The sequence below is a fragment of the Streptomyces bobili genome (assembly GCF_002154575.1).
GTDB lineage: Bacteria > Actinomycetota > Actinomycetes > Streptomycetales > Streptomycetaceae > Streptomyces > Streptomyces bobili.
Genome location: NZ_MUBA01000649.1, coordinates 1 through 10,899, shown reverse-complemented (window position 1 = coordinate 10,899; position 10,899 = coordinate 1). Strand labels below are relative to the sequence as shown.

Below are 10,899 nucleotides of genomic sequence, written 5' to 3'. Positions count from 1 at the left end.
AGCCGCCCGAACACCGCCGGCACGTATCCCCGCAGCACGCTCGCCCTGTGGGAGGAGCACCCGCACGCCCCGGTCGTCCTGCCCTGCGGTTCCGTCTTCGACGTCGTGAGCGCGCCGGCGGTGTTCGGGCGGCTGATGCTGGACCGGCTGTGGGACGAGGGGCCGGGTTCGGGGCCGGTGGCCGCGTTCCGCGGGCGGATGCTGCTGTTCGCCGCTCCGGGCACCGCCCAGCGGCTTCCCTCCCTGCTGGACTGGGAGGAGTGGAGCGCGGACGGCCGCCGGGACGGCCGTACGGGGACGGTGCCGCCGTTGCTGTGCCACGGGAACGGGGACGCGGTCACGGTGCCTGCCCCGCTGACCTCGGAGGATTCCGGCGGCGTCACCCGCTGGGTCACCGCCCCGGACACCCGGCACCCCTGGCTGCCGGGCCCGGAGATCCTGCTCTGGGCGGCCGTCCGGGCGGCCCGTGCGGCCGTGCGGATATCGATTTCTCACGCCTCGGATCCGGATGCTAAGGTCTACGACGTCAGCCGGCGCCGCTAGCTCAGTTGGTTAGAGCAGCTGACTCTTAATCAGCGGGTCCGGGGTTCGAGTCCCTGGCGGCGCACCATGTCGATGGCGGCCCCTGTTCGCGGAAAACGCGAACAGGGGCCGCCATCGTCATGTCTGCGCGGGCTTCGCCGCGCGTTGTGGGGGCCTTTTGCGTGGCCCGACGCCGCTACGCCGTGATCCGTACCGTCCACGCGCCCGCCGCCGTGCGGCCCTCCACGTCGACCCTCACGTCCTCCCCCGGCACGGTGAAGCTCTCGCCGGCGCCGACGGGGGCGTCGGCGAGGGGCGGGTAGACCGAATCGCCCCAGCAGGCGTCGGTACTCGGGTGGGCGTCGACGACCTCGACCGGGCCGCGGCCGGACTCCGCGCCGCTCTGGACGCGGTAGACGAGGACGCCGGAGCGGCAGGACGCGAGGTCGTTGCCGATCCGGCCGCGGGCCTCGAAGGCGAGGGCGCTGTCGGCGCCGGTGCGGACGACGGCGAGTTTGGTGCCGTTGCCGAGTCCGAAGGCGGGTGAGCCGGAGGCCCTGCTCACCGGGATGTCCGGTCCGGCGCCCAGCGGCTCCAGTGTCAGCCGGGTGGGTGTGCCGCGGGGTACGCACACCACCTGGCGCGGTTCCAGCCAGCCCAGCTTCCACTTGTGCCAGGCGAACAGGTCGGGGGCGAGGCCGAACTGGCTGCCCATCAGGTCCCAGTCGCCGACGTGGGTGTCCCAGTCGCCCTTGCCGTCCGTGGGGCGGTGGTAGAGGTCGGGCAGGTCGAACACGTGCCCGGTCTCGTGGGCGAGGACGAGCCGGTCCGGCGGGTGCTGCTCGAAGACGGTGACGATCCGCCGGATGTCGGTGCCGTCGGCGCGCAGCGGGGTGTTCATGTTGACGACCTTGGTGGCGTCGGAGTCCACGCCGGGGGCGTCCGGGTCGGCGACGAGGTACACGACGTCGTAGCGGGAGAAGTCGACCTGCCCGTCGGCCGCGGCGAGGGCGTCGCGCAGGTAGGCGCCGCGGCGGTCCGCACTCCAGTCCCGCTGTATGGCGTACGCGGTGGACGGCTTCGGCATGCGGATCCAGCGTTGCAGGGGGTGGGCGCGCAGGGCGAACTTGCCGTAGGAGGCCTGCTGGAAGTAGCGGCTGGTGGCCGGGAAGTGGTCGGCGGCGAGTTCGGCCGGGGGGACCATCGGTGTCCAGTCCGGGAACGACAGGAAGATCATGACCGCGTCGAGGGCGCGGGCGGGACGTGGGTAGGCGGCGTTCCAGGTGTCCAGGCCCTCGGAGTGGTGGGCGTCCGTGCGTTTCAGGGCGCAGGGGGTGGCCGAGAAGGGTTCCGCGGCGGGGGCGCTGATGAGGCAGGTCGCGGCGAGTGCCGTGAGGGTGGTGAACATGGCCGCGGTGCTGCGCAGTCGGGGGCGCGGGAGCTGTCGCGGCACAGGAGACCTCCGGGAGCGGTTCGCGGGACACCGCCACCCAGCCTGTGGGAATTTGTCGTACTACGCCCTGTTTGTCTGCCCCAGACGAGTGAGGACGCGGAAACGGGGCATCATTGCCGACACCCCCGGAATACTCACGGAACGTCACAAGCGGTCGCCCGCCCGCAGAACCGGTCCAGCTGGGGGCAGAAACGATCTGTCAGAAACCCCGGTTGTTCCGGGACACTGGGCAGTGGCTGCGCACGTCCGGGGGCAGCCTCTATGATCGGCAGACTTTTCCTGCGCGGACAGCGATCGAGTGCACTGCGGGAGCGAGCGGTGAGCGGAACGTCCGAAGGGCCGACGCCCGCGGCAGACCTCGACCGGTCGGCCGTCACGGTGAGTGACATCAAGGCATCTACTCGTAGGGGTGCCGCCGAGGACAGCGACGGAGGGCCACCGGCCTACCGTTCCGTCTTCGCGGCCGCACCCCTGGCCATGGCGGTCGTGGACCGGGAGGGCCTGGTCAGGGACGCCAACGAGGCGCTCGGCGGGCTGCTCGGCGGCGGGCCCGCGGCCCTGGTCGGGCGGTCCGCCGCCGACCTGCTGGACCTGGCCTCCGACGCGCGCACCTGGCACGCCTTCCGGGAGGTGCTCCGCGGTCGCCAGGCGAAACTGCGCTGCACACGGCGGCTGAAACGGCCCGACGGGCGCTCGCTGTGGGCGCAGGTCACGGTGGCTCCGCTGGACGGCGGTCCGGGTGGCGTACTGCTGTCGGTCACCGACGTCAGCGGTCACCGGGAGTTGCAGGCCCGGCTGCGCCACCTCCAGATGCACGATCCGGTGACCCGGCTGCCCAACCGCACCCTGTTCTTCGAGCGGGTGACCGGCGCCCTGGAGGCGGAGTCGTACGAGCAGAGCGGGACCGGCCGGATCGGGCTGTGCTACCTGGACCTCGACGGGTTCAAGGCGGTCAACGACACGCTCGGGCACCGGGTCGGCGACCGGCTGCTGGCCGCCGTCGCCGAGCGGCTGACCGTGTGCGCGGAGGAGGCCGGACGGACCCGGCCGAGCGTGCCGCTGGTGGCGCGGCTCGGCGGGGACGAGTTCGCACTGCTGGTGGAGGACTCCACGGGCACCGAACAGCTGGCGGATCTCGCCGAGTCCGTACTGAAGGCGCTGCAGGCGCCGTTCGACCTCTCGGGGCAGCGGCTGAACGTGTCCGCGTCCATCGGCGTCGTCGAGCGGCACGCGGCCGGCACCACGGCCACCGGACTGATGCAGGCCGCCGACACCACGCTGTACTGGGCGAAGGTGGACGGCAAGGACCGCTGGACGCTGTTCGACCCGGAGCGCAACGCCCATCTGATGACCCGGCAGGCGCTGGCCTCCACGCTCCGGCCGGCCATCGAGCGGGGTGAGTTCCGGCTCGACTACCAGCCGCTGGTGGGGATGTCGGACGGGCGGCTGCGGGGGGTGGAGGCGCTGGTGCGCTGGGACCACCCCCGTTTCGGTCTGCTGCCGCCGAATCGGTTCGTCGCACTGGCCGAGGAGGACGGCTCGATCGTGCCGCTGGGCCGCTGGGTACTGGCCACCGCCTGCCGGCAGGCGCGGGCCTGGCAGTTGGCGCACCCGGACGACCAACCACTGTTCGTGAGCGTCAATGTGGCGGTCCGTCAGGTGTGGGATTCGGACCTGGTGGCCGATGTCGCGGAGATCCTCGCCGAGACGCAGCTGGACCCGGCGCTGCTGCAGCTGGAGCTGACGGAGTCCGCGGTGATGGGCTCGGCGGGACGGCCGTTGCAGGCGCTCCAGGCGCTGAGCGACATGGGCGTGAACATCGCCATCGACGACTTCGGCACCGGCTACTCCAACCTGGCGTATCTGAGCCGGCTGCCGGTGTCGGTGCTGAAGCTGGACGGGTCGTTCGTGCGCGGCTTCCAGTACGAGGGCACGGGGGCGCCGCCGAATCCGGCCGACGAGGTCGTCGTCGAGGCGATGATCGACCTCGCGCACCGGCTCGGGCTGACCGTGACCGCGGAGTGCGTGGAGACCTCGGCGCAGGCCAGCCGGCTGCGCCGCATCGGCTGCGACACCGGACAGGGGTGGCTCTACTCCCGACCGGTGCCGCCGGACCGTATCTCCGAGCTGATGGCAGGTGCGTCCTACGCGGTCGGCAACCCGTAGGCGTCCGCGACGAGTTCGTAGGAACGCAGGCGCAGGTCGCCGCGGTGGGCGTGGCTGGTGAGCATCAGTTCGTCGGCGCCGGTGCGCTTGTGCAGGGCGTCGAGGCCGGAGCGGACCTCGTCGGCCGTGCCGTGGATGATGTTCGCGGTCCAGGAGTCGACGAACTCCCGCTCCAGCGGCGTGAATTCATGGGCCTCCGCCTCCTGCGGGGAGGGGAACAGGCCGGGCCGGCCGCCGCGCAGCCTGACCATGTTCAGGCCGGTGGCCAGGATCTGGCGGCGGGCCTCGCGCTCGTCGTCGGCGGCGAGCATCGACACACCGATGAGGGCGTACGGCTCGTCGAGGACCGCCGACGGCCGGAAGGTCTCCCGGTAGAGGTCGAGGGCCGGGACGGTGTTCTGCGCGGAGAAGTGGTGCGCGAAGGCGAACGGCAGGCCCAGCAGCCCGGCCAGCCGGGCGCTGAACCCGGAGGAGCCGAGGAGCCAGACCGGCGGGCGGTGCCTGGACTGTACGCCGCCCGGGGAGGTGGCCTGGACCGGGCCGGGGACGGCGTGGATGCGCCCGTAGGGGTGCCCGTCGGGGAAGTCGTCGTCGAGGAAGCGGGTCAGTTCGGCGAGCTGCTCGGGGAAGTCGTCGGCGCCCTCGTTGAGCCTCTCGGTGCGGCGCAGGGCCGCCGCGGTGGCGCCGTCGGTGCCGGGGGCGCGGCCGAGGCCGAGGTCGATGCGCCCGGGGGCGAGGGCCTCCAGGGTGCCGAACTGTTCGGCGATCACCAGGGGGGCGTGGTTGGGCAGCATGACGCCGCCCGAGCCGAGCCGGATGCGGCCGGTGTGGGCGGCGAGGTGGGCGAGGATCACCGCGGGCGAGGAAGAGGCGACGCCCGGCATGGAGTGGTGCTCGGCGACCCAGTAGCGGTGGAAGCCGCGGGCCTCGGCGAGCCGGGCGAGGTCGACGCTGGTGCGCAGGGCGTCGGTGGCGGTGTGCCCGGAACCGACGGTGACCAGGTCCAGTACGGAGAGCGGGACGGGGGCGGCGCCGAGCGCGGTGCCGTGGATGCCGTCGGCCGACGCGTCACCGGCCGCCGCTTCGCCTGTCCTGTTCTCGCCTGCAGCCGTCTCGTCTGCCGCCACGGGTTTCCTCCTGCGTTCTGGGCGTCCGCTGTCCTTCGGGCGCTAACAGGAGGGTGTCCCCGGTTATTCCCGGCCGGTCGCGGGGAGCGCCGGGCCCGGAGACCGCGGGTCGCGGGGAGCGCCGGTCATAGGGAGCGCCCGGCCGCCGGGTCCGCACGCCGGCCGCTCACACCTGCACGATCGGCTCCCGGACGAACAGCGCTCCCAGGCTCGGCGCGTTGACCCTGCGGTCCGTGAGGCGCAGGGCCTCCCAGACGGTGACCTGGTTGGCGGTGAGGACCGGCTTGCCCAGGGCCTCCTCCAGGGCGGGCAGGTGGGCGGCCGTGTGCAGGGCGGTGTCGGGGAGCAGGACCGCGTCCGCGTCCGGGGTGTCGGCGTCGCGGGCCAGGGCGAGCACCTGCGCCTCGCCCCAGGTGCCGACCTCGGCGGCGGTGACGACGCCGGAGCCGCGCAGCGCCGTCACCTCGACGCCGCCCGCGCGCAGGAACTCGGCGAAGAGCCCGGCGATGTCGTCGGGGTAGGTCGCGCCCACCGCCACACGGGCCGCGCCGATCTCCTTCGCCGCGTGGACGAAGCCGAAGGAGGTGGAGGAGGCGGGCATCCCGGCGGAGCGGGCCAGCGCGCGCACCTGCTCGTGGGCGCCCTGCCAGCCGTGCACGAAGCCGCCGCTGGTGCAGGCCCACACCACCGCCTCAGCGCCGGCCAGCCGCAGCTGCTCGACGCCCGCGGCGAGGCGTTCGGGCGCGCCCAGCCGCCGCAGGGCGTCGACGCGGTGCGCGTCCTCGCCGATGTCCGTGTGGACCAGGTCCACCCGGATGTCACTGCCCAGGAGCTGCTCGATGCGGGGGTAGTCGTCCTCGGCGGAGTGGCCCGGGTAGAGGAATCCGAGTGCGGTCATGTCCATCCTTCCTGCTGTTCTTCCGGCAGTGCGGGAGGCCAGTTCCGCGCCCCCTCGTCCAGCAGAGCCTGGTACGGCCCCACGGCTCGGGTACCCAATCGGCGCAGCGCCGCCCACATCGTCACCTGGTTGGCCGAGATGACGGGTATGCGCAGTTCCGCCTCCAGTTGGGGGATGACGTCGTACGTCGGGAGGTTGGTGCAGGAGATGAAGAGGACCTCGGCGGCCGTGGCGCTCACCGCCTGCCGGGCCATGTCGGCGACGTCCCGGTACGGCACCTTCCAGATGTGCCGGGTGAGGCCCATGAACGCGCAGCCGGTGACCATGACGCCCGCCTGCCCGACGTACTCCCGCAGGGCGTGGGTGACGGACTCGGTGTAGGGGGTGACGAGGGCCACGCGGTGGGCGCCCAGTTCCGCGAGGGCCTCCAGGAGGGCGCCCGAGGTGGTCACGGCCGGCGTCGCGCCGGCTTGGGTCATCGCCTCGCACAGGGCGCGCTCCCCGGCGATCCCGGCGACGAAGCTGCCCGAGGTGCAGGCGTAGGCGACGGCCTCGGGGGCGACGGCGATCAGGGTGCGGACGGCGTCACCGAGCGTCTCGTGCTCGCTGACCCGGCGGGCGAGGTCCAGGCTCACCTCGACGGGCACGTACGGCGTGCGCGTGAGGTGCAGGGACACGTCGTCGGGGACCCAGCGCCACAGTTCGCGGTCCAGGGCGAAGTCGAACGGCGCGACCACGCCGAGGCCGCGCTGACCCCGTGGGCCGCCGAGAAAGGTGACGTCCATGGGGCACCGCCCTCACCGGGAGACAGGATGGCGCAACCAGCCGTGCGTCGGGCCGTGTTGACGACGGTAGGTTCGGGTGCGAACGTGGTCAATCCGTGCACGTCAGACCTTGGTCACGACCGGGGGAGAAGACCCTCGGTCCCGCCGGGTAAGGGGCATCGGATGACCGCGCTTCCCACGCTCCTCGTCCTCGACGCCGAGCCGCCGCCTCGCCTCGGCCGGCTCACCGGGCGGGCCCGCGTGGTGCACACCGACGAGGCGGGGCTGGCCGGACTGCTGCCCGGGGCGGACGTTCTGCTGGTGTGGGACTTCGCCTCGCACGCGGTGCGGTCCGCCTGGCCCGGCGAGGGTCCGCGGCCCGGCTGGGTGCACACGGCGAGCGCGGGCGTGGACCATCTGATGTGCCCGGAACTGGCCGCGTCGGACACCGTGGTGACGAACGCGCGCGGGATCTTCGACGCGCCGATCGCCGAGTACGTCGCCGCCCTGGTGCTGGCGATGGCGAAGGACCTGCCGCGGACCCTGGAGTTCCAGCGGGAGCGGGAGTGGCGGCACCGGGAGAGCCGGCGGGTGGCCGGGACGCGCGCGGTCGTCGTCGGCTCGGGGCCCATCGGCCGCGAGATCGCCCGCACGCTGAAGGCGCTCGGCGTGACCGCCGCGGTGGTCGGCCGGGTCCCGCGCACCGGCATCCACGGCCCCGACGACCTGGACCGGCTGCTCGCCCGCGCCGACTGGGTGATCGCCGCGGCGCCGCTGACCGAGCGGACGCGCGGCATGTTCGACCTGCGCCGGTTCGGCGTGATGCAGCCCTCCGCGTGCTTCGTGAACGTCGGCCGGGGGCAGCTCGTCGACGAGGACGCGCTCGTGCGGGCGCTGGAGAAGCGGTGGATCGCGGGGGCCGCGCTGGACGTCCTGACCAGCGAACCCCTCGCCGCGGACAGCCCGTTGTGGCGGGTGCCGGGGCTCCTGGTGTCCCCGCACATGAGTGGGGACACGGTCGGGTGGCGGGACGAACTCGGCGCGCAGTTCGTGGAGTTGTTCGAGCGGTGGGTGGCGGGCCGGCCGCTTCGGAACGTGGTCGACAAGCAGCGCGGATACGTGCCCGGACACTGAAGTCCTCTGGAGGACCGCATGACGGACCTGACCACCGTGACCGCGGGCCGGCTCCTCGACGGTTACCGCAAGGGCGAGTTCGGCCCGGTGGAAGCGGTCCGGGCGGCCCTGGAGCGGGCCGAGCGGATCCAGCCGGAGGTGAACGCGTTCGTGCGGATCCTGGCCGAGGAGGCCCTCGCCCAGGCGCGTGACGCGCAGGAGCGGTGGCGGCGCGGGGAGCCGCGGGGCGCCCTGGACGGCGTACCGGTCACGGTGAAGGACATCCTGCTGCTGAAGGGGCATCCCACCCTGCGCGGCTCCCGTGCGGTCGACCCGGGCGGGCGGTGGGAGGAGGACGCGCCGTCGGTGGCCCGGCTGCGGGAGGCGGGCGCGGTGTTCCTCGGCAAGACGACGACGCCCGAGTACGGCTGGAAGGGTGTCACCGACTCGCCGCTCACCGGGATCACCCGCAACCCGCACGACCCCTCCCGTACCGCGGGTGGCTCCAGCGGAGGCGCCGCCGCCGCCGTGGCGCTCGGCGCGGGCCCGCTGTCCCTGGGCACGGACGGCGGGGGCAGTGTGCGCATCCCGGCCGCGTTCTGCGGGATCTTCGCGCTGAAACCGACGTACGGCCGGGTGCCGTTGTATCCGGCCAGTGCCTTCGGGACGCTCTCGCACGTCGGTCCGATGACGCGGGACGCGGCCGACGCGGCGCTGCTGCTGGACGTGATCGGGGTGCCCGACTCCCGCGACTGGTCGGCGCTGGGCCCGGCCGACGGCTCGTTCACGCAGGCGCTGGGCGGTGGTGTGCGCGGGCTGCGGGTGGCGTACTCGCCGTCGCTGGGCGGCCAGGTCGCCGTGCGCCCGGCGGTCGCGGCGGCGGTCCGGCGAGCCGTGGAGCGGCTGGCGGAACTGGGCGCGTACGTCGAGGAGGCCGACCCGGACTTCAGCGACCCGGTGGACGCCTTCCACACCCTGTGGTTCGCGGGGGCGGCCCGCGTGACCCAGCATCTCGGCCGGTACCAGCGGGAGTCGCTGGATCCGGGGCTGCGCGAGATCAGCGCGCGCGGCGCCCGGTTCAGCGCCCTGGACTATCTGGCGGCCGTTGACGTCCGGATGGATCTGGGCCGCCGCATGGGCCGCTTCCACGACGACTACGACCTGCTGCTCACCCCGACCCTGCCGATCACCGCGTTCGAGGCGGGCGCGGAGGTGCCGAAGGGGTCGGGGCACCGGCGCTGGACGGGCTGGACGCCGTTCACCTACCCCTTCAACCTCACCCAGCAGCCGGCCGCGACGGTCCCGGTGGGCACGGACGGCGACGGGCTGCCGGTGGGCCTGCAGATCGTGGCCGCGCGGCACCGCGACGACCTCGTGCTGCGGGCGGCGCACGCGCTGTACGAGGCGGGATTCACTTCCGGCGGAAGCTGAGCGTCTCCCCCGCCGCCCCGGTCCGCCACAGGTCGTTGCACGCCTCGGCCATCGCCTCCAGGCCCTCGACGACCTGCCCCCAAACGATGCCGGGGACCCAGCCGACGTCGCCGTTCAGCAGCAGGTTGTTGCGCTCGTAGAACAGGGCCAGGTCGACGACCGTGGTGCCGGCGCGGACCTCGCGGTCGTAACCGTAGGCCTGGGTGCCGAGTTCCGCTCCCGCGAAGGAGAAATAGCAGAGATCTCCCGGAATGGGGGTCACCGTCGGATTCTCCAGTGGTGGTTCCGATGTCGCGAAAGGCGGGAACAGGGAGTAGATCTCGTTGCGCGCGTATTTGGCGTGATAGACGTCCCCGGCGAGCGGAAGAGAATCCCAGACGGCCGCGCAGGTGATCGGCGCGCGATCGTCGAGCAGCTTCGCCGTGGCGCTGATTCCGCGCCTGGCCAGCGAGACTTCGATGTATCGGTCAGCCATACGCTCCATGGTCCTCCTGCGGTCAAGGGGGCGTCGGCTGCGGGCGGGGGGAGACGAAAGCGCAGGCAACGTCACTGGCCTCGCAGCAGGGGTGCGAGATTCTTCATCCAGACGCCGCGTACAAGAGCCCATTCCTTTCCGCAGCCTGCGGCACGTGCGCGGCGGAGGAGAGTTGAACCAGCCACATCGGAATTCCGGCCGGGAGCGGAACCGTAGAGGTAGCACAAGTGGTTGGCAGCACGGAGACGGTCCGGCGCGTGCTCATCGTCGTCGGCCGCCTCGTCCTCGTCGGCCGCCTCGCCCTCGACCATCTCGTCCTCGGCCGCGGAGAGCCCGTACTCCTCGGCGGCCACCCGTAACTGCCGCTCACCGCTGACGCCTTTGCGAAGCAGCATCAAAGCAGCGAACTGGTCGGCGGCATCCTCTTCGCCCCGATCGGTGTAGGACAGGCCCAATGCGTCGATGAGGGCATGGCCGGCTTCATGGAAGACCGTTTCCACCAGTACGGCGACAACCTCGTCGTCAGCCGGGTGGTGTCCGGCACCCTGGAAGAGCTCGCGTTCCTCCGCCACCTCTTCGTAGCAGATCTCGATCCGGCGAGCTTCAGGGTCGTAGCTGGAACCTTCTCCACCGCAGGAACGGCCGACGACGCCCACCTGGTGGCCCACGCCGACGAATGCGTCGAGGGTTTCGGAAGCCTCCTCCATCAGCTTCCGACCGCGAAGGAACGAAGCTCCGTCCAGATCCGCGGCGGACGGCTGTTCGTAGCTGACCACGAAGCCTCGGTCCGCAGGACTCCGTGCGTTCGTCTCCGACCCCTCGATTTCGCCACCTGACAGGCCGCAGCCCCCCAGTAGAAGCATCGCCGACAGCCCGGCCCATGCTCGGCCCGACCGAAGCCCATGACCGCCCCCACCCCGTCTCCGCATGCTCGGCATCCTCCCCCGGCC

At 72.6% G+C, this 10,899-nt stretch carries 10 protein-coding genes and 1 tRNA gene; 5 read left to right on the top strand and 6 right to left on the bottom strand.

Features of this window, described 5'->3' with window-relative positions; translation table 11 throughout:
• Both BZL64_RS35540 and BZL64_RS35535 read left to right on the top strand, forming a co-directional pair.
• On the top strand, positions 1-543 hold a 543-nt coding region (locus BZL64_RS35540), incomplete at its 5' end, for a bifunctional DNA primase/polymerase (RefSeq protein ID WP_086773178.1).
• Positions 534-610 (top strand) — tRNA-Lys (locus BZL64_RS35535). The genes BZL64_RS35540 and BZL64_RS35535, both read left to right, overlap by 10 nt.
• A gap of 108 nt (positions 611-718) precedes the next feature.
• On the opposite strand, the gene BZL64_RS35530 is transcribed toward BZL64_RS35535, so the two are convergent.
• Positions 719-1,930, bottom strand: coding sequence for a M6 family metalloprotease domain-containing protein (locus BZL64_RS35530; protein WP_244205717.1), 1,212 nt, complete (start codon positions 1,928-1,930; stop codon positions 719-721).
• 363 nt (positions 1,931-2,293) lie between these two features.
• Here BZL64_RS35530 and BZL64_RS35525 point away from each other — a divergent pair, with 363 nt between their 5' ends.
• Positions 2,294-4,141, top strand: coding sequence for a putative bifunctional diguanylate cyclase/phosphodiesterase (locus tag BZL64_RS35525; protein WP_086773176.1), 1,848 nt, complete (start codon positions 2,294-2,296; stop codon positions 4,139-4,141).
• On the opposite strand, the gene BZL64_RS35520 is transcribed toward BZL64_RS35525, so the two are convergent.
• The 3 genes from BZL64_RS35520 to BZL64_RS35510 all read right to left on the bottom strand — a co-directional run bounded on the left by BZL64_RS35520 (position 4,120) and on the right by BZL64_RS35510 (position 6,951).
• Positions 4,120-5,268 carry an LLM class flavin-dependent oxidoreductase gene (locus BZL64_RS35520; RefSeq protein WP_208639589.1) on the bottom strand — a complete coding sequence of 383 codons (1,149 nt, stop codon included), beginning with the start codon at positions 5,266-5,268 and terminating at the stop codon, positions 4,120-4,122. The genes BZL64_RS35525 and BZL64_RS35520 overlap by 22 nt on opposite strands.
• Before the next feature lie 166 nt (positions 5,269-5,434).
• Positions 5,435-6,166: a maleate cis-trans isomerase family protein gene (locus BZL64_RS35515; RefSeq protein WP_086773175.1), complete on the bottom strand. Its 732-nt coding sequence runs from the start codon at positions 6,164-6,166 to the stop codon at positions 5,435-5,437.
• Entirely contained in the window at positions 6,163-6,951 is a 789-nt protein-coding gene (locus BZL64_RS35510) for a maleate cis-trans isomerase family protein (RefSeq protein ID WP_086773174.1), read from the bottom strand. Before BZL64_RS35510 ends, BZL64_RS35515 begins: the two co-directional genes overlap by 4 nt.
• A gap of 162 nt (positions 6,952-7,113) precedes the next feature.
• On the opposite strand from BZL64_RS35510, the gene BZL64_RS35505 reads away from it, so the two are divergent.
• Together BZL64_RS35505 and BZL64_RS35500 are read left to right on the top strand one after the other, a co-directional pair.
• A complete protein-coding gene (locus BZL64_RS35505; protein ID WP_086773173.1) occupies positions 7,114-8,064 on the top strand; it encodes a D-2-hydroxyacid dehydrogenase in 951 nt (316 codons plus the stop codon).
• Between the two features lie 18 nt (positions 8,065-8,082).
• Positions 8,083-9,474, top strand: coding sequence for an amidase (locus tag BZL64_RS35500; RefSeq protein WP_086773172.1), 1,392 nt, complete (start codon positions 8,083-8,085; stop codon positions 9,472-9,474).
• Here BZL64_RS35500 and BZL64_RS35495 read toward each other — a convergent pair.
• Together BZL64_RS35495 and BZL64_RS35490 are read right to left on the bottom strand one after the other, a co-directional pair.
• On the bottom strand, positions 9,455-9,949 hold the full coding sequence (locus BZL64_RS35495) for a DUF3830 family protein (protein ID WP_167396250.1): 495 nt from the start codon (positions 9,947-9,949) through the stop codon (positions 9,455-9,457). The genes BZL64_RS35500 and BZL64_RS35495 overlap by 20 nt on opposite strands.
• 71 nt (positions 9,950-10,020) lie before the next feature.
• Entirely contained in the window at positions 10,021-10,725 is a 705-nt protein-coding gene (locus tag BZL64_RS35490) for a DUF4344 domain-containing metallopeptidase (RefSeq protein ID WP_158101584.1), read from the bottom strand.
• Positions 10,726-10,899: the final 174 nt, after the last annotated feature.

Bases quoted from the DNA above. Each gene is read 5' to 3' on its own strand.
- BZL64_RS35530 (WP_244205717.1), bottom strand. From the start codon at position 1,930: ATGTTCACCACCCTCACGGCACTCGCCGCGACCTGCCTCATCAGCGCC.
- BZL64_RS35495 (WP_167396250.1), bottom strand. From the start codon at position 9,949: ATGGCTGACCGATACATCGAAGTCTCGCTGGCCAGGCGCGGAATCAGC.
- BZL64_RS35510 (WP_086773174.1), bottom strand. From the start codon at position 6,951: ATGGACGTCACCTTTCTCGGCGGCCCACGGGGTCAGCGCGGCCTCGGC.
- BZL64_RS35505 (WP_086773173.1), top strand. From the start codon at position 7,114: ATGACCGCGCTTCCCACGCTCCTCGTCCTCGACGCCGAGCCGCCGCCT.
- BZL64_RS35500 (WP_086773172.1), top strand. From the start codon at position 8,083: ATGACGGACCTGACCACCGTGACCGCGGGCCGGCTCCTCGACGGTTAC.
- BZL64_RS35515 (WP_086773175.1), bottom strand. From the start codon at position 6,166: ATGACCGCACTCGGATTCCTCTACCCGGGCCACTCCGCCGAGGACGAC.